Annotated in this window: 20 protein-coding genes, 2 tRNA genes and 1 pseudogene; 20 read left to right on the top strand and 3 right to left on the bottom strand. The window is 58.1% G+C overall.

Annotated elements, in window-relative coordinates:
* Positions 1 to 11: 11 nt before the first annotated feature.
* The 6 genes from thiD (at position 12) to ACI43T_RS07870 (ending at position 5720) form a co-directional block, all read left to right on the top strand.
* Positions 12 to 824, top strand: a complete 813-nt coding sequence (gene thiD, locus ACI43T_RS07845; protein ID WP_405386343.1) for a bifunctional hydroxymethylpyrimidine kinase/phosphomethylpyrimidine kinase — start codon at positions 12 to 14, stop codon at positions 822 to 824.
* A gap of 127 nt (positions 825 to 951) precedes the next feature.
* On the top strand, positions 952 to 1368 hold the full coding sequence (locus ACI43T_RS07850; RefSeq protein ID WP_009174102.1) for an OsmC family protein: 417 nt from the start codon (positions 952 to 954) through the stop codon (positions 1366 to 1368).
* Positions 1369 to 1646: 278 nt separating this feature from the next.
* Positions 1647 to 2363 carry a GntR family transcriptional regulator gene (locus tag ACI43T_RS07855; protein ID WP_293277738.1) on the top strand — a complete coding sequence of 239 codons (717 nt, stop codon included), beginning with the start codon at positions 1647 to 1649 and terminating at the stop codon, positions 2361 to 2363.
* Between the two features lie 103 nt (positions 2364 to 2466).
* Positions 2467 to 3276, top strand: coding sequence for a DeoR/GlpR family DNA-binding transcription regulator (locus ACI43T_RS07860; RefSeq protein ID WP_050748723.1), 810 nt, complete (start codon positions 2467 to 2469; stop codon positions 3274 to 3276).
* Complete coding sequence (locus ACI43T_RS07865) at positions 3273 to 3893, top strand: glutathione S-transferase (protein WP_405386346.1); 621 nt, start codon at positions 3273 to 3275, stop codon at positions 3891 to 3893. The genes ACI43T_RS07860 and ACI43T_RS07865 overlap by 4 nt, the downstream gene beginning before the upstream one ends.
* Positions 3894 to 4028: 135 nt before the next feature.
* On the top strand, positions 4029 to 5720 hold the full coding sequence (locus ACI43T_RS07870) for a glutamine--tRNA ligase/YqeY domain fusion protein (protein WP_405386348.1): 1692 nt from the start codon (positions 4029 to 4031) through the stop codon (positions 5718 to 5720).
* 89 nt (positions 5721 to 5809) lie between these two features.
* Here ACI43T_RS07870 and ACI43T_RS07875 read toward each other — a convergent pair whose 3' ends face one another.
* Positions 5810 to 5938, bottom strand: a complete 129-nt coding sequence (locus tag ACI43T_RS07875) for a hypothetical protein (RefSeq protein ID WP_256359119.1) — start codon at positions 5936 to 5938, stop codon at positions 5810 to 5812.
* Between the two features lie 98 nt (positions 5939 to 6036).
* Positions 6037 to 6192 carry a hypothetical protein gene (locus ACI43T_RS07880; protein WP_293276899.1) on the bottom strand — a complete coding sequence of 52 codons (156 nt, stop codon included), beginning with the start codon at positions 6190 to 6192 and terminating at the stop codon, positions 6037 to 6039.
* A 217-nt stretch (positions 6193 to 6409) separates the two neighbouring features.
* Here ACI43T_RS07880 and ACI43T_RS07885 point away from each other — a divergent pair.
* The 6 genes and pseudogenes from ACI43T_RS07885 to ACI43T_RS07910 all read left to right on the top strand — a co-directional run.
* Positions 6410 to 6604, top strand: a pseudogene (locus tag ACI43T_RS07885) (glutamine--tRNA ligase); the annotation flags it as partial.
* 276 nt (positions 6605 to 6880) lie between these two features.
* Positions 6881 to 8140 carry a transcription termination factor Rho gene (gene rho / locus ACI43T_RS07890; protein WP_009174097.1) on the top strand — a complete coding sequence of 420 codons (1260 nt, stop codon included), beginning with the start codon at positions 6881 to 6883 and terminating at the stop codon, positions 8138 to 8140.
* A gap of 211 nt (positions 8141 to 8351) precedes the next feature.
* Entirely contained in the window at positions 8352 to 9710 is a 1359-nt protein-coding gene (locus tag ACI43T_RS07895; RefSeq protein ID WP_405386351.1) for a deoxyguanosinetriphosphate triphosphohydrolase, read from the top strand.
* Positions 9711 to 9859: 149 nt separating this feature from the next.
* Positions 9860 to 9936 (top strand) — tRNA-Arg (locus tag ACI43T_RS07900).
* 12 nt (positions 9937 to 9948) lie between these two features.
* Positions 9949 to 10023: transfer RNA gene (locus ACI43T_RS07905), tRNA-Glu, on the top strand.
* Positions 10024 to 10469: 446 nt separating this feature from the next.
* Positions 10470 to 11204, top strand: a complete 735-nt coding sequence (locus ACI43T_RS07910) for a toxin-antitoxin system YwqK family antitoxin (protein WP_039850669.1) — start codon at positions 10470 to 10472, stop codon at positions 11202 to 11204.
* Between the two features lie 79 nt (positions 11205 to 11283).
* On the opposite strand, the gene prmB is transcribed toward ACI43T_RS07910, so the two are convergent.
* A complete protein-coding gene (prmB, locus tag ACI43T_RS07915) occupies positions 11284 to 12183 on the bottom strand; it encodes a 50S ribosomal protein L3 N(5)-glutamine methyltransferase (protein WP_405386353.1) in 900 nt (299 codons plus the stop codon).
* Between the two features lie 131 nt (positions 12184 to 12314).
* On the opposite strand from prmB, the gene ACI43T_RS07920 reads away from it, so the two are divergent.
* The 8 genes from ACI43T_RS07920 to ACI43T_RS07955 all read left to right on the top strand — a co-directional run bounded on the left by ACI43T_RS07920 (position 12315) and on the right by ACI43T_RS07955 (position 20127).
* The gene (locus tag ACI43T_RS07920; RefSeq protein ID WP_405386355.1) at positions 12315 to 12941 is read left to right on the top strand and encodes an esterase/lipase family protein; all 627 of its coding nucleotides are present in this window, start codon (positions 12315 to 12317) and stop codon (positions 12939 to 12941) included.
* A gap of 148 nt (positions 12942 to 13089) precedes the next feature.
* Positions 13090 to 14469: a Na+/H+ antiporter NhaC gene (nhaC, locus tag ACI43T_RS07925; protein WP_405386357.1), complete on the top strand. Its 1380-nt coding sequence runs from the start codon at positions 13090 to 13092 to the stop codon at positions 14467 to 14469.
* A 208-nt stretch (positions 14470 to 14677) separates the two neighbouring features.
* Positions 14678 to 16906 carry a DNA internalization-related competence protein ComEC/Rec2 gene (locus ACI43T_RS07930; RefSeq protein WP_405386359.1) on the top strand — a complete coding sequence of 743 codons (2229 nt, stop codon included), beginning with the start codon at positions 14678 to 14680 and terminating at the stop codon, positions 16904 to 16906.
* A 104-nt stretch (positions 16907 to 17010) separates the two neighbouring features.
* Positions 17011 to 17601, top strand: a complete 591-nt coding sequence (locus tag ACI43T_RS07935; RefSeq protein WP_405386361.1) for a sigma-70 family RNA polymerase sigma factor — start codon at positions 17011 to 17013, stop codon at positions 17599 to 17601.
* A gap of 11 nt (positions 17602 to 17612) precedes the next feature.
* Positions 17613 to 17792 carry a zf-HC2 domain-containing protein gene (locus tag ACI43T_RS07940; protein ID WP_293276916.1) on the top strand — a complete coding sequence of 60 codons (180 nt, stop codon included), beginning with the start codon at positions 17613 to 17615 and terminating at the stop codon, positions 17790 to 17792.
* 278 nt (positions 17793 to 18070) lie between these two features.
* Positions 18071 to 18661 (top strand): LemA family protein, encoded by a 591-nt coding sequence (locus tag ACI43T_RS07945; protein WP_009174087.1) that lies wholly within the window; start codon positions 18071 to 18073, stop codon positions 18659 to 18661.
* Between the two features lie 63 nt (positions 18662 to 18724).
* Entirely contained in the window at positions 18725 to 19618 is an 894-nt protein-coding gene (locus ACI43T_RS07950; RefSeq protein WP_314106108.1) for a TPM domain-containing protein, read from the top strand.
* On the top strand, positions 19618 to 20127 hold the full coding sequence (locus ACI43T_RS07955; RefSeq protein ID WP_405386365.1) for a TPM domain-containing protein: 510 nt from the start codon (positions 19618 to 19620) through the stop codon (positions 20125 to 20127). Before ACI43T_RS07950 ends, ACI43T_RS07955 begins: the two co-directional genes overlap by 1 nt.
* Positions 20128 to 20187 lie beyond the last annotated feature (60 nt).

The raw sequence follows: 20187 nt of genomic DNA on the forward strand, positions 1-20187 counted from the left end.
GGAGGTTGGAAATGGAACAAGAACGGTTCGTACAGACATTAACCATCGCAGGCTCGGATTCCGGCGGCGGCGCGGGCATTCAGGCGGATTTGAAAACCTTTCAGATGCGCGGCGTATTCGGCACCAGCGTCGTTACCGCGGTAACGGCGCAGAACACGCTCGGCGTGGCGGCGGTGCACCTCGTGCCGACCGAGGTTATCCGCAGCCAGATTGAAGCCGTGCGCGACGATTTCCAAATCAGCGCCTTCAAACTCGGTATGCTGGGAACGGCGGAAATCATCGAATGTGTGGCCGAATGCCTGAAAGAATGCAGTTTCGGCCCGATGGTACTCGACCCCGTGATGATAGCCAAAGGCGGCGCGCCGCTGCTGCACGATTCGGCGGTGGCGGCGATGAAGCGGCATCTGCTGCCGTCGGCCGACGTGCTGACGCCCAACCTGCCCGAAACGCAGGTGCTGACCGGCGTCGATGTGGAAAACGCGCAAGACGCCGAACGCGCGGCGCGGATTTTGCAGGATGCCGGCGTGAAGACAGTCGTCATCAAAGGCGGCCATTCGGGCGGCAGCCGCAGCGCGCAATGCACGGACTGGGTGTTCCTGCCCGACGGGGAAAAACTGGAGCTGTCGGGCCGCCGCTACCCGACGCCGCATACGCACGGCACGGGCTGCACGTTTTCTGCCTGCGTAACGGCGGAGCTGGCCAAGGGCTTCAGTGTGGAGAATGCGGTGAAAACGGCGAAAGCCTATATCACCGCCGCCATCGCCAATCCGCTGAACATCGGTTCGGGACACGGGCCGGTCAACCATTGGGCGTATCGGGACTGAAGGCCGTCTGAAAAAACGCGGCCGGCTTCCCGATTCTGCCGGCCGCCGAAATGATTTACAATCCGCACTGTTTTCAAACCAAAGCCGCCGCTTAACGCGGGGCGGCATTTCAGGACAGGATAAAATCATGCAGATTACTTCAAAATGGATGGACGGTATGTGTTTCGTGGCGACCGACGAGGCCGGCCACAGCGTGGTCATGGAAGGTTCGGCGGCGGAAGGCTGCGTCAGACGCGGCCCCAGCCCGATGGAAATGCTGCTGATGGGCGTGGCGGGCTGCTCCAGCACGGACGTGGTCATGATTGTCGAAAAGCAGCGGCAGGACATCACCGGCTGCCAAGCGGCGGTAACGGCCAAACGCGCCGAAGAGCCGCCGCGCGTGTTCACTGAAATCCATATCCATTTCACGGTAACCGGCCGCGGCCTGAAAGCGGGCGCGGTCGAACAGGCCGTCCGGCTTTCCGCCGAAAAATACTGTTCCGCCTCGATTATGTTGGGCAAAACGGCCAAAATAACCCACAGCTTCGAAATTGTCGAAGCATAACGTTTCAGACGGCGCTGCAGGCCGTCTGAAAACTGGCAAGAAAAGTCCGCGCTGGTTATAATGGCAACAAAAAACAGGCAGATATATTCAAACCGTAACCGGAATATATCTGCCTGCGCGGGCTTCTCTCTCTATATGCTGCCTTTATAATACTCGGCGTTTTCTTGTGCACTTATTGTGCAGGCCTGTGTTGATATTGTCAACAATTTTAATTTTTATGAACGGCAGGCATCCGCCCTGCGTCTGCCTTCGGGAAAAACCGGAAACCTACCCCCATGATGAATAACGAAAATAAAACCGTCAATGCACCGACAACGTCCTCATTGATTCTGGAAGAGCGCCACGATTCCGAGCTTTTCCGCGTGTACGCCCTGATTTTAGACGGCATTACCGACCATGTGCTGCTGCCGGGCAAAAAGCTCACCGAATCGGAACTCTGCCGCCAGATGACCTGCTCGCGCAATACCGTGCGCGGTGCGCTTTCACTGCTGGCGCACGATAAAATCGTCGATTTGCAGCCCAACCGCGGCGCGTTCGTACATGTGCCCGATTTGAAAGAAATGCAGGACGTGTTCAACGCACGCATCGAAATGGAGGGCATGATTCTGGGTATGTTGGTCGACCTTCCCGACTTGGAGGCGCGCTTGCAGCCGCTCTATGCCATGATAGAACACGAAGAGGCCGCGTCCGGCAGCGGCGACCGCGTGGGCTGGAACCGCCTTTCCAACGCCTTCCACGTCGAACTGGCGCGCCTGCTGGACAACGACGTGCTGTTCGACATTATGAACACGCTGTGCGCCCGCTCGTCGCTGATTGTGGCGGTGTTCGATGCCAAGCGCCGCGAGAAACGCCCCATCAACACGCATACCCACGCCGAGCACCGCGAAATTTTAGACCTGCTGGTCAGCGGCAAACGCAACCGCGTGGTGAAAATCATGCGCCGGCATCTGGGCGCATGCATCGAGCGTCTGGAACAAAAATTCGAGGCGCAATAACCGGATTCGGTAAGGCCGTCTGAAAAGTCTGTTTCAGACGGCCTTAAGTTTGAATATTACGCACCGGCCGCACGCCGTTTGTATTCCCCCGACGGACGAAACCATGAAACCCCAAATCCGACGACACGAAAAAATCACCGCATTGGTGCGCGAACACGGCTTTATGTCCGTCGAACAACTGGCCAGAGAATTGGAAGTTACCCCGCAGACCATACGCCGCGACATCGGCATCCTGAGTGCGGAAAACGTCTTGCGCCGCTACCACGGCGGCGCGGCCTTGGGCGAGGTGCTGCTCGAAGGCGAATTCGGGCAGGGCGGTCGCCACAGCCGCAGGGAAGAGAAAAACGCCATCGCCCAGCTCATCGCCGCCCATATTCCCGACAACGCCTCATTATTCATCAGCATCGGCACCACGATGGAGGCCGTTGCCGCCGCGTTGATCAAACAGCGGAAAAACCTGCGCATCATCACCAACAACATCTACGTCGCCGCCCTGGCCTCCGCGCGCAGCGACTACACCGTCATCATCACCTCCGGCGTCGTCCGCCCGTTGGACGGCGGCGTAACCGGCGTCGCTACGGTGGACTTCATCAACCAGTTCAAAGTCGACTACGCCGTATTGAGCACGCACGGCGTGGAAGGCGACGGCTCGCTGCTCGATTACGACTACAAGGAAGTAAGCGTGATGCAGGCGATGATGGCCAACGCGCGGGTGCGCTTCCTCGGCGTGGATCACAGCAAATTCCAGTCGCACGCGCTGGTGCGGCTGGGCGACATCACCGATTTCGACAGGGTCTTCACCGACCGCGCTCCCGACGGGGAAATGCAGAAAATCCTCACCGCCGCGGGCGTGGAATGGTTGGTTCCCGAAATCTGCCAACATGCAACGGAAACAGCAAAGGATGAAAAATGAAACTATGGTCTTCAACAACCAGCCCCTATGTGCGCAAAGTGCGTGCCGCCGCCATCCATCACGGGCTGGAAAACCGGATAGAACCGGTAACCGTCAAATCGTCGTTCGCCGCCGAATCGGCGCACAACCAAGACAACCCGCTCGGCCGCATCCCCGTATTGCAGCTCGATAACGGCGAATGGCTGTTCAACAGCAACGTCATCGCCGAATACCTTGATTCCGTCGGGCAGGGTGCGACGCTTTACCCGCAGGACGCAAGCCGCTGGCAGGTGCTGAACCTGCACGCGCTGGCGGAAGGGCTGCTGGAAAACACCGTCGCCATGATTGCCGAAAAAATGCTGCGTCCCGAAAACGAATGGTGGACGGCGCGGCACGAACAAATCAAACAACGCAACGCGCGCACCGTTCCCGTGTTGGCCGAGCACCTGCAACCCTTCGGCACGCAGCTCAACATCGGCACGCTGTTTGCCGTGTGCGCCGTCGACTTCCTGCTGTTCAGGGATAATCTGACCGCCGCCGCCGGATTGGCGGGCATTTCTGAACTGAAGGCGTGGGCGGATGAAATGAATGCGCTGCATCCCTGTCTGGCCGCAACCAAACCCCGTGTTTCAGCCTGATGCCGTGCGAGGCCGTCTGAAAAAAGGTTTCAGACGGCCTGATTTCTAAAACGGCACGACTCAGGTAAAATAACCGATTTCGATTTCCCGTTCGGGCGGCAGGCCGTCTGAAAAATACATTCGCCGGATTCCATCATGCTCAACAAAGACCAGTTCGCGGACAACCATTTCATCCGCACCATCATCGAAGAAGACCTAAAAAGCGGCAAACACGAAGCCATCCAAACCCGTTTCCCGCCCGAACCCAACGGCTATCTGCACATCGGCCACGCCAAATCCATCTGCCTGAACTTCGGTTTGGCGTATATTTACGACGGCCTGTGCAACCTGCGTTTCGACGATACCAACCCCGAAAAAGAAAACGACGAATACGTCAACGCCATCAAAGAAGATGTCGAGTGGCTCGGTTTCCATTGGGCGGGCGAGCCGCGTTTCGCTTCCAATTATTTCGACCAGCTGTATGACTACGCCGTCGGCTTAATCAAAGACGGCAAAGCGTATGTGGATGATTTGACGCCCGAAGAAATGCGCGAATACCGCGGCACGCTGACCGAAGCGGGCAAAAACAGCCCTTACCGCGACCGCAGCGTCGAAGAAAACCTCGACCTGTTCACACGCATGAAAAACGGCGAGTTCCCCGACGGCAGCAAAACCCTGCGCCTGAAAATCGACATGGCATCAGGCAACATCAATATGCGCGACCCCGTCATCTACCGCATCCGCCGCGCCCATCACCACAATACCGGCGACAAATGGTGCATCTACCCGATGTATGACTACACGCATTGCATTTCCGATGCCATCGAAGGCATCACGCATTCCTTGTGTACGCTCGAATTTGAAGCCCACCGCCCGCTGTACGACTGGGTGTTGGACAATATCCCCGCGCCGCACGCCACCCGCCCGCGCCAATACGAGTTTTCCCGTTTGGAGCTTTTGTATTCCATCACGTCCAAACGCAAGCTGAACCAACTGGTTTCAGACGGCCACGTTGCCGGCTGGGACGATCCGCGTATGCCGACGATTTCCGGTATGCGCCGCCGCGGCTACACGCCCGAAGGCCTGCGCCTGTTTGCCAAACGCGCCGGTATTTCCAAATCTGAAAACATCGTCGACATGAGCGTGTTGGAAGGCGCGATTCGCGAAGAGTTGGAAAATTCCGCCCCGCGCATGATGGCCGTGCTCAACCCGCTCAAAGTAACGCTCACCAATTTTCAGACGGCCTTGGCCGAAAGCCGCACCGCACCCTATCATCCGAACCGCGAAGACATGGGCAGCCGCGAACTGCCGATTTCGTCCACGCTCTACATCGAAGCCGACGATTTCAGCGAAAACCCGCCCAAAGGCTTCAAACGCCTGACCCTCGGCGGCGAAGTACGCCTGCGCCACAGCTATGTGATGAAGTGCGACGAAGTGGTGAAAGACGCCGCCGGCAACATCGTCGAACTCAAATGCAGCTTGGATTACGACACCTTGGGCAAAAATCCCGAAGGCCGCAAAGTGAAAGGCGTTATCCACTGGCTCTCCGCCGAATATGCCGTGCCCGCCACCGTGCGCCTGTACGACCGCCTGTTCACCGAACCCCGCCCCGATGCCGTGCGCGGCGAAGACGGCGAATACCTGCCGTTCACCGATTTCCTCAACCCCGAATCGGTCAAAGAAATCACCGCCTACGTCGAAGCCGCCGCCAACGATTTGCCTGCGGAGAGCCGCTGGCAGTTTGAACGGCTGGGCTATTTCGTCACCGACCGCAAAGACCACGCGAAAGACAGGCCCGTATTCAACCGCACGGTAGGGTTGAGGGACACCTGGCAGGCGAAAGCATAAACAGCAAAATTACAAAGGCCGTCTGAATTTTTCAGACGGCCTTTGCAGTTTGATCGGCAGGCATCAAACCTGCCTTACTGCGTTATTTATTATAAGATAGGAAACCACAGACGAATGTCATTATAGTAGTGGGGCGGCACAGACGGATCAGGAAGCGGCCAACGGATTATCATGCCACCGGAAACATATTGAAGTTCTTTACTGTCGATTTCTTTCATTTTGAAATCTCCTTTCGTTAATTAAAATCAATAAAAATAAAAAATACAGAACTCTGAGGTTTGATTGGCAGGATATTCAACCTACCTTAACTGCGTTTTTATAAAAAGAAAGGCAACCACAGATGAGGATTATTATAGCGGCGGGGCGGGGTAGACGGATTACTTCGGGGCAGTACAGACGGATCCGGAAACGGCCAAGGGAGTATCCCGCCACCGGAAACATATTGAAGTTCTTTGCTGTCGATTTCTTTCATTTTGAAATCTCCTTTCGTTAATTAAAATCAATAAAAATACATGGTTCAGATACCGTTCATGGTTTCTGATAATTTTTAGAGTTATTTCTCTTAATTTGTTTCTTAAATTCCAATTAAGTTGTGAAAAATAATTTATACCCGTCTGTGTTAGGAAGATGCTGATTTTATTAATATAAATTCAAATTCCATTGGCTGTGCTTTGATAATAAGTTGATGCCTGTTCGCCAAGCCGCGCCCTGATGTGGTGCGCGGCGAAGACGGCAAATCCCTGTTGTTTACCGGTTCCCTCACCTCCGGATCGGTCAAAGAAATCGCCGCCTACATCGAAGCGGCCGCCAACGATTTGCCTGCGGAGAGCCGCCGGCAGTTTGAACGGCTGGGTGATTTCGTTACCGACCGCAAAAAGCGTTAGCAGGGCAAGTCCGTGTTCAACCGCACGGTTACGTTGAAAGATTCTTGGCAGCCCAAGCGGTAAAACCGATACAGGCCGTCTGAAACGAGTTTCAGACGGCCTCCTGTCTGTTGTCATAACATTTGACACCTGCGTGCCGACTGCCTACAATTCGGGTTTCCAAAAAATTCTCCGCCGACCGGCAGCCCGAAATTCCCTTTTACAAAATCCTTTCTTTTCAGACGGCCTCCCGTCTTCCGTTCCCATTACGACTACATCCATCCAAAACCGACGACTATGCACGTTTCAGAACTACAAACCCAACATATCTCCAAACTACTGGAAATGGCCGAGCAGCACGGTATCGAAAATGCCAACCGCTTGCGCAAACAAGACCTCGTGTTTGCCATTGTGCGCCAGATGATGAAGCAGGGCGAGAGCTTCACCTGCTCGGGCACGCTCGAAATCCTGCCCGACGGTTTCGGCTTCTTGCGCAGCGCCGATACTTCCTATCTTGCCGGCCCCGACGATATTTATGTGTCGCCGAGCCAGATACGCCGCTTCAACCTGCATACCGGCGATACCATCGAAGGCAGCGTGCGCGTTCCGAAAGACAACGAGCGCTACTTTGCGCTGGTGCGACTCGACAGCATCAACTGCGACGATCCGGAAGCCTGCAAACACAAAATCCTGTTTGAAAACCTCACGCCGCTGTTTCCGACCAAACAGTTCAAACTGGAACGCGACATCAAGGCGGAAGAAAACCTGACCAGCCGCGCCATCGACCTCGTTTCCCCCATCGGCCGCGGCCAGCGCGCCCTGCTGGTGGCGCCGCCGAAAACCGGTAAAACCGTGATGCTGCAAAACATCGCCCATGCGATTACCGCCAACTATCCCGACGTCGAACTCATCGTCCTTTTGATTGACGAACGCCCCGAAGAGGTTACCGAAATGAGCCGTTCCGTACGCGGCGAAGTCGTCTCCTCTACTTTCGACGAACCGGCGCAGCGTCATGTTCAAGTTGCCGAAATGGTGATTGAAAAAGCCAAGCGCATGGTGGAACACAAAAAAGACGTGGTTATTCTGCTTGACTCGATTACCCGCCTCGCCCGCGCCTATAACACCGTCGTGCCGACCTCTGGCAAAATCCTTACCGGCGGCGTGGATGCCAACGCGCTGCACCGTCCCAAACGTTTTTTCGGTGCCGCGCGCAACGTGGAAGAGGGCGGTTCGCTTACCATCATCGCCACCGCTCTGGTGGAAACCGGCAGCCGCATGGACGACGTGATTTACGAAGAATTTAAAGGCACGGGCAATATGGAACTGCACCTCGACCGCCGCATGGCCGAAAAACGCCTGTTCCCCGCCATCAACATCAACAAATCCGGCACGCGCCGCGAAGAGTTGCTGGTGCCGAACGACCAGTTGCAGCGCATGTGGCTCTTGCGCAAATTCCTGCATCCGATGGACGAAATCGAGGCTACCGAATTTTTGGTGGGCAAACTCAAAGATTCTAAAAACAACGACGATTTCTTCGAACTGATGCGCGGCAAATAAATCCGGCCGGGGCAGGGCGGATCAGCCGTTCAGGCTGCCCGTCCCGCCATACCGCTGCCGGGCTTTTCCTTGCAACCGGGATTTTTGCCGCGCAACCGCCTGAGAACCGAATGCTCAGTTTGCCTTTGTTCAGAGGCCGTCTGAAAATCCGTTTTCAGACGGCCTCTTGTCTTAATAGAGAGAAGAAACCGGCAGACCGACGGAGTATCCGATGACCGCAAAAATGAATTGGCAAAACCTGCTTTCCACCCAACGCTTCCGCACGAAAGACGGCGAAATCGTCCCGACGGTAACGCCGTCCACCCAGGAAGGGGCGGATGCGCTGCGCACCGACTTCCATATCGATTACGACCGCGTGGTGTTTTCCGGTTCGTTCCGCAGGCTGGGCCGAAAAACGCAGGTGCACCCGCTGGCCGAACACGACCTGACGCACAACCGACTGACCCACAGCGTGGAAGTCGCCAGTGTGGGACGCAGCATCGGCAACCGCGTCGGCGTGATGTTGCAGGCGGGCGGCTTCCTGCCGGAAGGCAATACGCCGAGCGACATCGGCGCCGTAGTGCAGGTCGCCTGCCTTGCGCACGATTTGGGCAACCCGCCGTTCGGCCATACCGGCGAAGATGCGTTGCGCCATTGGTTCAGAAACCCGCAAAACGGTAAATACCTGCAAGGTTTGAGCCAGGCCGAACGCAATGACGTGCAAACTTATGAAGGCAACGCGCACAGCCTGCGGATTCTGGCCAGTCTGGAAATGTATCCGAACGGCGGCGGAATGCGCCTGACTTCGGCCACCATCGGCGCGCTGCTGAAATACCCGTGGACGACACTGCACGAAAACGGTTTGAAAAAATTTAATATCTATCAGACGGAGCTGCCGTTTATCCGCCGCGTGGCCGATGAATTGGGGTTGATCGAATTAGGCGCGGATTATTGGGCGCGCCACCCGTTGTCGTACCTGATGGAGGCTGCCGACGACATTTGTTATGCGTTACTGGATTTGGAAGATGCCGTCGAGTTGGATTTGCTGAGTGATGCCGAAGTCGAAAGCATCCTGTCGGAACTGACCTTCATCGAACCCACATGGCACGCCCAGTCGGGCCGGCAGCGTTGCGCCATGCTGCGCGGCATCGCCATCGGACGGGCCATCGAAGATGTGGCGCAAACCTTTATGATGCACCAGTCCGATTTGCTGGCAGGTTGTTTCAAGGGTAAGGATTTGCTGGCATTGTGCAGCCCCGCTGTGCAGAATACGCTGGAAAAAGCCAAAGAACTGGCCCGCACACGCATTTTCCGCCACCATACCAAACTGATTACCGAAATCGCCACTTTCCCTTGCCTAGGGTCGATTTTGGATTTGCTTGTTCCCGCTGCCTACGCGCTTATCGTGGAAAAGAAAACCGACGTCCGCAAATCGTTGGCATTGGAACTGTTGAAAAACAGCGAACCGATTCTCGAAGGCGACAGCCTCTATCAGGCTTATATGAAGATTCTGGACTTTGCCGGCGGCATGACCGACAACGCGGCTGCAAAAATGGCCAGGGATTTGTCCGGTCTGGGAATACGCGGCTAGCCGTTGGCGCAGGCCTTGAAAGTTTTTCAAATTCATATGCTTGTAACGTTTGGCGGAAAATCGTTTAAAAAAGGCTGGACAATACCGTCCGGTTTCTATATCATTCGCCCTTTCTTGAATCGCGCAGCAAGTCAGGCGCGGATTAGGATGCACCCGTAGCTCAGTTGGATAGAGTATCTGGCTACGAACCAGAGGGTCGGGCGTTCGAATCGCTCCGGGTGCGCCACAAGAATATTCCGCGCCCATCGTCTAGCGGTTAGGACATCGCCCTTTCACGGCGGTAACCGGGGTTCGATTCCCCGTGGGCGTGCCAGTTTACGGACTCCCCGACGTTGCGTCGGGGAGTTTTTATTTAACCGCAAATAATCCGAGGCCGTCTGAAACGTTGTAAAAAGGATGTTTCAGACGGCCTTTTGCCGCTTTGTAAAATTATTTGGCATAATGGGGAAACTTTTATCCGCCTTTGTTTCTCTAATGCGAAATAAAATAAAGCGGCAGCGTACCGTTCTTTCCGCCGAACCTGCCTTGTTTGGCGGGTGCGGAAGTAGAAACAGTCAATCGGTCTCATTTTATTTGGCAATTCAAACGGATATGGTGCGATTGGGCTATGACGGCGCCTGTCGGAGTGTTTTATAATATCTTATCGAAATATGCAGACGGTTTGAGTTCGGACGGGACAGGCGGTTTGAGGCCTTTTTGCTTGATTCCCGATTTGTACCGAAAAGGCCGTCGATTTGTAAATATTACTGTAAACCAATTATGAACCGATTATGGAACACAGGGTTGGCGGCGGGTTTGGTCTGCTGTTCGGCAGCGGCGTTTGCCCAATACCATACCGTTTATTTCAACCAGCAGGGTAAAATCACGGCGACGATGTCGTCGGTGGCTTATGTCCGCCAGTATCAGGTTGATGCGGGTATGGCGCAGGTGCAGGATTTTTATTATCCGTCGATGAAGAAGTATTCCGACCCGTATCAGGTATCGGCAGCCCAGATTAAGGATTTCGTGCCGGTGCTGGGCAACGGTACGCTGACGTTGTGGCATTTCAACGGCCAAAAGAAAATGGTCGGTCCGTACCGCAACAACAAACCGCACGGCGAGTGGATAAACTGGTATCCGAACGGTAAAAAATCGGCGGTGATGCCGTATGCGAACGGGTTGAGCGAGGGCACGGGTTCGCGCTACTACCGTAACGGCGTCAAGGAAAGCGAAATCCAGTTTAAAAACGACAAGGCCAACGGTTATTGGAAGCAATGGTATGCCGACGGCAGCCCGAAAACCGAAATGATGATGGTCAACGACAAGCCGACCGAGATTATCAGTTGGAACGAGGACGGCCGCCTGTTGTCGGAAATCACCATTACCAACGGCCGCCGCAACGGCATCGTGCTGGACTGGCACGACGACGGGGCGAAGAAATCGGAAGCGGTGTATGTGGATGACCAGTTGGTGAAGAAAACCTATTGGGACGAAGAAGGCAACGAATTGGATTGAAACGGTTGAAACAAAGGCCGTCTGAAAATTTTTCAGACGGCCTTTGTGATTTGTTGATTGCCGAAGGCAACGGTGGTGCTTATTTTTCACCCAAAAGCTGTTCGCGTGTCAGCAGGAAGACGAAGCCGTCGCCGCCGCTGGTTTCCAACCAGGTGAACGGCAGCTCGGGATAGGCGGCTTCGAGGATGTCGCGGTTGTGGCCGATTTCCACCAGCAGTACGCCGCGCGGATTGAGGTGTTTGGCGGCGTGCAGGATGATGCTGCGGGTGGCGTCCAAACCGTCCGTGCCGCTGCCGAGGGCGAGTTCGGGTTCGTGCCGGTATTCGTCGGGCAGGGTTTCCACCGATTCGGCGTCGACGTAGGGCGGGTTGGAGACGATGAGGTCGTAGGTATCGTCCAGACCTTCGAACAAATCGGTGTGGATGAGCCGGATGCGTTCTTCCAGCCCGTATTCTTCGATATTGACGGCGGCAACTTCGAGTGCGTCCAGACTCAGGTCGACGGCGTCGATTTCGGCGGCGGGGTAGTGGTGCGCCATCTGGATGGCGAGGCAGCCGCTGCCCGTGCACAAATCAAGTGCGCGGTGTACCAGCTCGTTGTGTTCTATCCACGGCAGCAGCGGGTCGCCGAGCAGCTCGTAGATGAACGAACGCGGCACGATGACGCGCTCGTCCACATAGAAATCGAAGTCGCCCTGCCAAGCCTGGTGCGTCAGGTAGGCGACGGGTACGCGCTCGGTGACGCGCCGCTCTATCAGCCCCAGCACTTCTTCTTTTTCGCTTTGCAGCAGTTTGGCGTCGAGATACGGCTCCAGCGTGTCGAGAGGCAGGTTTAAGGTGTGCAGAATCAGATAGGCGGCCTCGTCGTGGGCATTGTCGGAGCCGTGCCCGAAAAACAGTTCGGCATCGTTGAAACGGCTGACGGCGAAGCGCAGGATGTCGCGCACGGTGGAAAGTTCTTGGGCGGCTCGGGCAAACATGGCTGGTTTCCGTATTGAAGGATGTAGGGCGCAATTATAGCAGAAAGGCCGTCTGAACCGCCGCCGCGGGTTTCAGACGGCCTGTGTTTTCGGTAATATGCGGATATGCCTTTATCGTTTGGAGCCAAAATATGCCGCACGTTATTCTTCTGCACGGTCTGCACATGCACGCGTGGGCGATGAAGCCGTTTGCCGCTTTGCTGAAAGAACAGGGTTTCACCGTCGACACTTTCGGTTATTACAGCGTGTGGCAGACGTTGCCGCAACATGCCGCCGCCCTGAACCGCTTTGTCGAGACAGGCCGGTACGGCGGCGGGCCGCTGCATTTTGTCGGCCATAGCCTGGGCGGGCTGGTGTTGCGCCATTTTGCCGCCGCCCATCCCGATAAAGTGAGCGGGCGCATCGTAACGCTGGGAACGCCGCATTGCGGCAGTATGGCGGCGGAACGGGTCAGAAGCATGGGCTTGGGTACGCCGCTTTTGGGCGGCTCCTACCGTTGCGCGCTCGACGGCGGCGCGCCGCCCCTGCCGTCGGGCATCGAACTGGGCAGTATCGCGGGCAGCAAGCCGCAGGGTTTGGGCCGGATGCTCGGACTACACGGCAGCCAGGACGGTACGGTTTTGGTCGGGGAGACCCGCTGCCCGGGCATGGGCGGACACATCGTGCTGCCGGTCAGCCACAGCGGGATGATATTCAGCCGGACGGTGGCGGAACAGACGGCGCATTTCCTGCGCTGCGGCAGATTTTTGCAGCCTTGACCCCGAGGCCGTCTGAAAAATCCATTTTGCAATGAATTGTCGGAAATTTCGGCCAAATTTCCAAAATCGTGCGGAAAACTGTTTTTCAGACGGCCTCAAGCATATAAAATGCCAAAAATTCAAAAAACATCTATCTGGGAACGACAATATGTTCAGTTTCAAATCATTGCTCGAAATGCCGCGCTGGGAGGCGCTGCTGGTCGTATTGGTGCTGATTGCGGGCATGGGTTACACCATCATTTCGCTGGGCTGGCTGCCGCATATGTCGATCGTTACCGCCATTTCCGCGCTGCTGGCGTACGGCCTGTGCCGCGGCCTGAAATACGGCGACATGCAAAACGGCATGGTCGGCGCGGTCGGGCAGGGTATGGGCGCGATATACCTGTTTTTCTTCATCGGGCTGATGGTGAGCGCGCTGATGATGAGCGGTGCGATTCCGACGCTGATGTATTACGGCTTCGGCTTGATTTCGCCGACTTATTTCTATTTTTCCGCCTTCGCCCTCTGCTCGGTCATCGGCGTGGCCATCGGCAGCAGCCTGACCACCTGCGCCACCGTCGGCGTGGCGTTCATGGGGATGGGGGCGGCGTTTCATGCCGATTTGGCGATGACGGGGGGCGCGATTGTGTCCGGCGCGTTTTTCGGCGATAAAATGTCGCCGCTGTCGGACACGACCGGCATCGCGGCCTCCATCGTCGGCATCGATTTGTTCGAGCACATCAAAAACATGATGTATACGACCATTCCCGCGTGGGTGGTCAGCGCGGCGCTGATGCTGTGGCTGCTGCCCAACGTCGCCGCCAATGATTTGAACAGCGTAGACGTTTTCCGCACCCAGCTTGAGGCCACGGGGCTGATTCACACCTATTCGCTGGTTCCGTTCGGCCTTTTGGTGGTGCTGGCGCTGATGCGCGTCAACGCCGTGGTCGCCATGCTGTTTACCATCGCCGCCGCGCTGGCCGTTACCTATTTCCACAGCACGCCCGATTTGCAGCAGCTCGGCGCGTGGTTTTACAGCGGCTACAAACTCGAAGGCGATGCGTTTAAGGACATTGCCAAACTGATTTCGCGCGGCGGGCTGGAGAGCATGTTCTTCACCCAGACCATCGTGATTCTCGGCATGAGTTTGGGCGGGCTGCTGTTTGCCGTGGGCGTGATTCCCAGCCTGCTTGATGCGGTGCGCGCGTTTCTGAGCAACGCCGGCCGCGCCACGTTCAGCGTCGCCGCCACCTCGGTGGGCGTGAATTTCCTCATTGGCGAGCAATACCTCAGCATCCTGCTGGCGGGCGAAACCTTCAAACCCGTATACGACAAGCTCGGCCTGCATTCGCGCAACCTCTCGCGCACGCTGGAAGACGCAGGTACGGTCATTAACCCGCTGGTGCCGTGGAGCGTCTGCGGCGTGTTCATCAGCCACGCGCTGAACGTGCCGGTGTGGGAATACCTGCCGTATGCGTTTTTCTGCTATCTGTGTCTGGTGCTGACGCTGTTGTTCGGCTGGACCGGCTTTACGCTGACCAAAAAATAGCCGGTGCCTTGCGATACGAAGCCGGAACTTCCGATTCGGGGGATTCCGGTTTTTATGATGCCTGACGAAGCGCAGAGGCCGTCTGAAAAAGGGGGAATCCCGTTTTCAGACGGCCTTTCGTATCAGCTTTCGGCCGTCGGAGCGGCACATGACGCATACGCCGATTTAATTTATCATAAATAAAACTATTAAAAAGGGAATTGTTACTATGTTGCGTTATGCGCTGCCGTGTTGGGCGGCGGGTGTGGTGTTGTCGTTCGCGCTGCCGTCCGTGCCGCACTGGGCAGGATGGGCGGCGGCCTTTTTGTGCGCGGCGGCTGCGGCTTGGAAATTCAGGCCGGTGGCGGGATTGTTGTTCCTGCTGGCGGGAGTGGCCTACGGCGTGTGGCGCACGGAAGCGGCGTTGCAGCGGCAGTGGCCGTTAGACGGGGTCGGAACGGCGCAACTGGTCGTCGAAGTGGCGGACATGCCGCGGCGGGACGGCAGGCGGGTGCAGTTTACCGGCAACGCGCAGGACGAGCGGGGCGGCAGGTTTACGCTGCTGCTGTCGGACTACCGCCTGCGCGATTGGCCGGTGGGCAGCAGGTGGCGGGTATCGGCGCGGGTCAGGCCGATGGTCGGCGAAGTCAATCTGCGCGGGCTGAACCGCGAGGCGTGGGCCTTATCCAACGGCATCGGCGGAATCGGCTCGGTCGGCAGGGAACGCGTGCGGCTGGAAGCGGGCGGCGGGGGCATTGCCGTCTGGCGCGACGCGGTCAGCCGCCGCTGGCAGGGCGTGCAGACCGGCGGACACGATTTTTCAGACGGCCTCGGCCTGATGCGGGCCTTGAGCATAGGCGAACAGTCGGCGCTGCGGCCCGAACTGTGGCAGGCGTTCCGCCCGTTGGGACTGACGCATCTGGTCAGCATTTCAGGGCTGCATGTTACGATGGTGGCGGTGTTGTTCGGCTGGCTGGTCAAACTGGTATTGCGGCGGCTGCCGCTGGTGCCGGCCAGACCGCGGTTGTGGGTGCTGGCCGGCGGGTTGGCCGGCGCGCTGCTGTATGCCGTGCTGGCCGGTTTTTCCGTGCCGACCCAGCGCAGCGTGCTGATGCTGGCCGTGTTCGCATGGGCGTGGTGGCGCGGCAGCGGCGCGTCGGGCTGGGACGGCTGGTGGCGGGCACTGGCGGCGGTGCTGCTGTTCGACCCGTCGGCGGTACTGGGCGTCGGCACTTGGCTTTCGTTCGGCCTAGTCGCCGCGCTGGTGTGGGTGTCGGCAGGCCGTCTGAACGCGCGCGGCCGGATGGCGGCGGTACGCGGCCAGTGGGCGGCTTCGCTGTTGTCGGTGGTGCTGTTGGGCTATCTGTTCGCCTCACTGCCGCTGGCCAGCCCGCTGGTGAATGCGCTGGCGATTCCGTGGTTTTCGTGGGTACTGACCCCGCTGGCGCTGCTCGGTTCGGTATTGCCGTTCGCACCGTTGCAGTGGACGGCGGCGGCATTGGCGGAATATACGTTGCGGCTGCTTGTGTTTCTGGCCGGACACGCGCCCGAAGCGGCCGTTGCCGCCGCGCCCCCGCCGCTGGCGGTATTGGCCACAGTTGCCACGCTGCTGGCGTTGCTGCCGCGCGGTACCGGCTTGAGGCCGTTCGCGTGGCTGGTGCTGGCGGGCTTTGCGTTTTACCGTCCCGCAGCGGTTGCCGAAGGCCGTCTGAAAGCGGTGGTGATGGATGCGGGGCAGGGGCTTTCGGTGCTGGTGCGGACGAAGGAACACGATTTGTTGTTTGACACGGGCACGGCGCAGGCCGCGGCGGCGGGCATCGTACCCAGCCTGAACGCCTTGGGCGTGCGCCGTCTGGACAGGCTCATCCTGTCGCACCACGATAACGACCACGACGGCGGCTTCCAAGCCGTGACCGACGGCAGGACGGTGGCGCGGATAACGGCGGGGCAGCCCGAATTTTACCCGCAGGCGGAACCCTGCCGCGAAACGCAGTGGCAGTGGGACGGCGTGCGGTTCGAGCTGCTGAGGCCGTCTGAAAACGCGCAGGGCCTGGAAGACAACGACCGAAGCTGCGTCCTGCGGGTGGTGGCGGGCGGCGACGCACTTTTGGTAACGGGCGATTTGGGGCGGCGCGGCGAGGCGGATCTGGTCGGGAAATACGGCGGCGCGTTGTACAGTCAGGTTCTGGTGCTGGGGCACCACGGCAGCGACACCGCCTCGTCGGGCCTGTTCCTGCACGCCGTGTCGCCGCAATATGCCGTCGCCTCCAGCGGCTACGCCAATGCCTACAAACATCCGGCCGCCGCAGTACAGGCACGGGTGAAGGCGCACGGCATCACCCTGCTGCGTACCGATTTGTCGGGCGCGCTGTTGTTCGAACTGGGCGGCGGCAACGTATACCGCGGCCGTCTGAAAACATGGAAGCCTTATTGGCAGAAAAAGCCGTTTGACGGTTAGGCCGCGCGGCGTTTCGACTTGGCGCTCCGGCGGCGGTAAGGTATATTACGGCACCGCGGCGGAACACCCCGTACCGGCCGCCCCGCCAAGCAGAGTCAGGATTTATGACATCATTCGGAAAAGAAACATTCGGCAGCCTTCTGTCCGCCCTGCGCCCCACCATCCTGCGTTTCGCCGCCGTCCAACTGCGCGACGAAGCGCTGGCCGAAGACATCGTGCAGGACACGCTTGCCGCCGCATGGGACAATCAGCGGCAGTTCCGCGGAGAAGCGGGCCTGAAAACATGGGTGATGGCCATCCTGAAAAATAAAATCACCGACCATTTCCGCCGCAGCAGGCACGGTGGCATCAGTCTGGAAGGCCTGCAACGGGAAAACGAGGCCATAGACGAAGCGTGGCGCGCCTGTTTCGATGCCGACGGCCACTGGCTCGATTCCGCCTCGCCCGCGCAGTGGCGGCCGCCGGAAGACTACGCCGAGCAGCAGGACTTTTTCCGCACGCTGGAAAACTGCCTGGGCGGCCTGCCCGAAGACACCGCCCGCATTTTTTACCTGCGCGAAATCATGGGCATGGAGGTGGACGAAATATGCGGCCAGTTCGACATCAGCAAAGACAACTGCTACGTCATCCTGCACCGCGCCCGCAACGGCCTGCGCCGCTGCCTGCAACTGCGCTGGTTTGATTCGGACGCCTGAGGAGGAAAAACATGCTCAAATGCCGCGAAGCCTGCAAACTGCTTTCCGAAGCGCAAGACAGGAAACTGACCCCGCGCGAACGCCTTTCGCTCAAACTGCACCTGTTTGCCTGCATCCATTGCCGCCGCTACCGCAAACAGCTCGCCTTTTTGCGCGCGAACCTGAAGAAGTGGCAGCAGAAACTGCCCTGATGCCGTTTTATTTGCGGCAGCAGAACGGAAATGGCCGGCCTTTCGTTTTCAGACGGCCTTTGCATCTTTGAGGCCGTCTGAAATCCCGCATGGCGTTCGGCGGCTGCCGCAGGCAGCCTTATCGGACCGCCGTTCCCTTGATACCGAAGGGGGCGGCGGTCCGTTTGTTTCAGGCCGCCCCCGCCGCCGCCCGTTTTTCCAACGGCTGCGTTTTCCTATATACTGGACCTGTCCCGCCCGCGACGGGCGCAATCATTGTTGACTAACGGAGACAACCTATGTTGAAAAAAATACTGGCCGTGCTGACGGTGTTCTCTTCCCTGTTCGTATTGAGCGGCTGCGGCTACAACACCATGCAGGAGCAGGACGAGGCGGCCAATGCCGCGTGGTCGGAGGTGCTGAACCAATACCAGCGCCGCGCCGATCTGATACCGAATCTGGTCAATACGGTCAAAGGCTATGCCAAGCACGAAGACGAAGTGCTGACCAAGGTAACGGAAGCGCGCAGCAAAGTCGGCAGCATCCAGATGACGGCGGAAGACGCGACTGACCCCGAGAAACTCAAGCGGTTCCAGCAGGCGCAGGGCGAACTGAGCAGCGCGTTGTCCCGTTTGCTGGTGGTGTCGGAAAATTACCCGCAGTTGAAAGCCGACCAGAGTTTCCGCGATTTGCAGGCGCAGCTCGAAGGCACGGAAAACCGCATTACACTGGCGCGCAACAACTACATCAAATCCGTGCAGACCTATAACACGACCATCCGCCGGTTTCCAGATAACCTGACCGCCAAAATGTTCGGCCTGAAACAGCGTGCGAACTTCAGCGTCGAAAACGAATCGGCAGTGTCCACCGCGCCCAAAGTATCGTTCTGATACGGCGCAGAGGCCGTCTGAAAAAGTTTCAGACGGCCTCGAACGACAGAGGGAGAAGCCATCATGCTGCTACCTGCAATACAAAGGCTGGGGGCATTTCTAGCCGTGCTGTTTGCCTGCGTGCGGCTGTTTGCCGCCGACCTGACCCCCGTCCCAAAACTGACCGATCCGGTAATGGATACCGCGCAGATGTTGCAGCCCGAAGAACGCGAAGAGCTGAACGGGCACCTGCTGCAATACAGCCGCGAGAAAGGCAGCCAGATTGCCGTGCTGACCGTGCCGGCCATCAGTCCGGAAACGCCGTTCGACTACTCGGCGCGGGTGATGGAGGAATGGAAGCTGGGCCGCAAAGACGTCAGCGACGGCGTTTTGCTGCTGCTGGTGCGCGACGAGCGCAAAACCCATCTAGCGGTAGGGCGCGGCTTGGAGGGCGCGATTCCCGACGTGTACGCCAAACGAATACTGCAAGACGTGCTCAGACCTTACCTGCGCGAGGGCAAGACCGGCGAAGGCGTGGCGGCGGCGGTGGCCCAGATTGAAAAACTGATTGCCGGCGAAAAACTGCCTGAAGCCTCGACGCAATCCGATGCCGCGGATGACAGAATGGGCAATTTGTTGGTGTTGCTGGTTGTCTTGTTTTTCATCGGCGCATTTTTAAAAATGTGTTTCGGCCCCTCAATCGGCAGCCTGCTGACCGGTTCGTCGGCTTTCGGTGCGGCCTTGATGCTGGGTTTGGGAGTACAGGCCGGCCTTGTCGCCGGACTGATTATGACGGTGCTTGCACTGATCGGTTTCAGCGGTCTTTTTAAGATCGCGGAGATTTTCATTTCGGACGGCGGAGGCGATGGGGGCGGCTGGCACAGCGGCGGAGGCGGTGGCTGGCATGGCGGCGGAGGCGGTGGTTTCAGTGGTGGAGGCGGCAGCTTCGGCGGCGGCGGCGCATCAGGAGGTTGGTAATGGAACAAAACAGATTCAAACGCCTGTGGCGGCACTGGCTGAGCCCCCGCCGCAGGGTGGAGCGGCACTTTCCTACATCGGATTTGCAACGCCTCAGTCGTGAAATCGGTGCTTCGGAACAAAACCATCGGGGGCAGGTGCGTTTCGTCATCGAGTCGCACTATCCCGCTTCGGCCATATGGAACAGGGTGGAACCGCGCACCCGCGCCCTGCAATGGTTCGGCGAATTGGGCGTGTGGGATACCGAGGAAAACAGCGGCGTGCTGGTGTATGTGTCGTTTGCCGACCGCGTTATCGAAATCGTGGCCGACCGCGGTATCGCCGCCAAAATCGACCAGCCGCGCTGGCAGGACATCTGCGACACGATGCGGCGGCATTTTCTGAACGGCGATTATGTGAACGGGCTGGAGCAGGGATTGCGGGAAACGGACAAGCTGCTGGTGCAGCATTTCCCGCGTTTTCAGACGGCCTCAACCGACGAGCTGCCGAACGACGTGGTGTTGAAATAGCGTTCCGAGGCCGTCTGAAAATTCCCCCCGCCCATTTTTCAGACGGCCTCGACGCCCAAA

The organism is Neisseria oralis (assembly GCF_045062685.1).
GTDB classification, from domain to species: domain Bacteria; phylum Pseudomonadota; class Gammaproteobacteria; order Burkholderiales; family Neisseriaceae; genus Neisseria; species Neisseria oralis.

Excerpts from the sequence above, each read along its gene's own strand:
- thiD (WP_405386343.1), top strand. The coding sequence starts at position 12 with ATGGAACAAGAACGGTTCGTACAGACATTAACCATCGCAGGCTCGGAT.
- ACI43T_RS07850 (WP_009174102.1), top strand. The coding sequence starts at position 952 with ATGCAGATTACTTCAAAATGGATGGACGGTATGTGTTTCGTGGCGACC.
- ACI43T_RS07855 (WP_293277738.1), top strand. The coding sequence starts at position 1,647 with ATGAATAACGAAAATAAAACCGTCAATGCACCGACAACGTCCTCATTG.
- ACI43T_RS07860 (WP_050748723.1), top strand. The coding sequence starts at position 2,467 with ATGAAACCCCAAATCCGACGACACGAAAAAATCACCGCATTGGTGCGC.
- ACI43T_RS07865 (WP_405386346.1), top strand. The coding sequence starts at position 3,273 with ATGAAACTATGGTCTTCAACAACCAGCCCCTATGTGCGCAAAGTGCGT.
- ACI43T_RS07870 (WP_405386348.1), top strand. The coding sequence starts at position 4,029 with ATGCTCAACAAAGACCAGTTCGCGGACAACCATTTCATCCGCACCATC.
- ACI43T_RS07875 (WP_256359119.1), bottom strand. The coding sequence starts at position 5,938 with ATGAAAGAAATCGACAGTAAAGAACTTCAATATGTTTCCGGTGGCATG.
- ACI43T_RS07880 (WP_293276899.1), bottom strand. The coding sequence starts at position 6,192 with ATGAAAGAAATCGACAGCAAAGAACTTCAATATGTTTCCGGTGGCGGG.
- rho (WP_009174097.1), top strand. The coding sequence starts at position 6,881 with ATGCACGTTTCAGAACTACAAACCCAACATATCTCCAAACTACTGGAA.
- ACI43T_RS07895 (WP_405386351.1), top strand. The coding sequence starts at position 8,352 with ATGACCGCAAAAATGAATTGGCAAAACCTGCTTTCCACCCAACGCTTC.
- ACI43T_RS07910 (WP_039850669.1), top strand. The coding sequence starts at position 10,470 with ATGAACCGATTATGGAACACAGGGTTGGCGGCGGGTTTGGTCTGCTGT.
- prmB (WP_405386353.1), bottom strand. The coding sequence starts at position 12,183 with ATGTTTGCCCGAGCCGCCCAAGAACTTTCCACCGTGCGCGACATCCTG.
- ACI43T_RS07920 (WP_405386355.1), top strand. The coding sequence starts at position 12,315 with ATGCCGCACGTTATTCTTCTGCACGGTCTGCACATGCACGCGTGGGCG.
- nhaC (WP_405386357.1), top strand. The coding sequence starts at position 13,090 with ATGTTCAGTTTCAAATCATTGCTCGAAATGCCGCGCTGGGAGGCGCTG.
- ACI43T_RS07930 (WP_405386359.1), top strand. The coding sequence starts at position 14,678 with ATGTTGCGTTATGCGCTGCCGTGTTGGGCGGCGGGTGTGGTGTTGTCG.
- ACI43T_RS07935 (WP_405386361.1), top strand. The coding sequence starts at position 17,011 with ATGACATCATTCGGAAAAGAAACATTCGGCAGCCTTCTGTCCGCCCTG.
- ACI43T_RS07940 (WP_293276916.1), top strand. The coding sequence starts at position 17,613 with ATGCTCAAATGCCGCGAAGCCTGCAAACTGCTTTCCGAAGCGCAAGAC.
- ACI43T_RS07945 (WP_009174087.1), top strand. The coding sequence starts at position 18,071 with ATGTTGAAAAAAATACTGGCCGTGCTGACGGTGTTCTCTTCCCTGTTC.
- ACI43T_RS07950 (WP_314106108.1), top strand. The coding sequence starts at position 18,725 with ATGCTGCTACCTGCAATACAAAGGCTGGGGGCATTTCTAGCCGTGCTG.
- ACI43T_RS07955 (WP_405386365.1), top strand. The coding sequence starts at position 19,618 with ATGGAACAAAACAGATTCAAACGCCTGTGGCGGCACTGGCTGAGCCCC.